Here is a 1611-nt window from a genome sequence, read left to right on the forward strand (position 1 = left end):
TCACTTTACCTTTTAGAGTGTAACCAATAACAATAGTGCCTGCTTTCTCATGGTTTTCAAGGAAGATTGCATCGTTCCCTAAAATACCTCCTGCCTCTACTTTTTCCACTTTCAAAGCATCTTTATCATAGCTCAATACAATTGATATGCCATATAATCCTTCAACTTTTTCGGTAGTTATTTCAACAACAGAGGTTTGGTTAAGGGCTATTTTTTCTCCCTTTAAATAAACATTTACGGGGGGAGCTTCAGGTATAGCAACTGTAACTTCAATAGTAGAAATAAGATTTGGATCCCCTTGAGATGTTATAGTGATAGTTATTTTTCCTTCATCTTTAGGCATTGCAGAAGGTGAAGTTGTAACACTTACAGGGATTATGATTCGACCATTAGCCTTAATGTCGGCTTTATCAAGAATAGAAGAAACACTCCAATCTGAAGGTAGTTTACTTTCTACTTTTATTGAATATGAGTCATTAGAACTCCCGAGGTTTTTAATAACAAGATTGAAGTTAGCAGAACCACCTGCCTTCACTTCAATTTTAGAAGCAGAAGTTGTAACCTTAAAGTTGTATTTAGGAATTGCTGGGGGAGTAGTGCTCAAAATATGGACAACATTATGGAAACAATCAGCTACAAGTAGTTTCCCGTCTTTAGTCCAATTAAGCATGGTAGGTTCATAAAACTCTCTTGGAGTTGACCATAACAGTTCAAATGTGTTAGCCTTAAAAGCCTGTATCCTTCCATTTTCAGTATCAGAAACTAAAACATTCCCATCTTTGTCAACAATAATCCCATAAGGCACCCAGAATTTGCCAAGGCTTCTACCTCCTCCTCCAAAAGATTTTATCAATTTCCCCGTTGAAGAGTAAACATAAACCTCATTGGTATCAGTAGCTGTCGTATAAAAATTCCCTGCAGTATCAACATAAAGGCCGTTAGGTGCATGCGCCGTAGAAAATTGACTGATAAGAGTGCCATCTCCCTTAAAGCCTACAATGGATTGTGTCCCATTACTTGCAGCCCAAATATTATCATGGGCATCAACAACAATTTGAAAAACGTTTGATACTTTATTTTCACCAATTTTAGCCACAAAATTAAAATTCTCATCAAACTTTGCAATATAATCACCTAAACCGACATAAATATTTCCTTTACCGTCGGAAGCAATTCCTCCTATTGCCTTGAATGGTTCTTGGTCACTTATTCCTCTAATTGCTTTTATAAATCTTCCATCAGGGGTGAATACATCAACCTCCCCAGCATCATTGAAGTTCGTCCAACTCGTAACCCAGATATTACCTTTGGAATCTTCACAGGCACTCCAAGGGTTCATTAGTATACCTTTTTCGTTAACATCATAATCTTTTTTAGCAACGAATTTTCCAGTAGAGTCAAATTTGGTTAATCTAACTCCTACAGGATAACCAAAAGGATTCCCAGGACTATAGAAATAACCTGAATCAATTACAAAAATATTACCATCACCGTCTACTGCAAACCCTCCGGGGGTAAGGAATGTGCCATCTTGCTGAGGTATTTTTGTTGCATTGCCACCTATTTTTGAAAGGAACTTCCCTCCCGAATCAAACTTTTGGATAAATGCAT

At 37.1% G+C, this 1611-nt stretch carries 1 protein-coding gene; it reads right to left on the reverse strand.

All coding sequences use genetic code 11. The features are described 5' to 3' along the window. Positions 1-1611: hypothetical protein (locus K6343_03275; GenBank protein ID MEF3244990.1), on the reverse strand; the 1611-nt coding region annotated here is incomplete at both ends.

The sequence above is a fragment of the Caldisericaceae bacterium genome (genome assembly GCA_036574215.1).
In the GTDB taxonomy this organism is placed as follows: Bacteria; Caldisericota; Caldisericia; order Caldisericales; family Caldisericaceae; genus Caldisericum.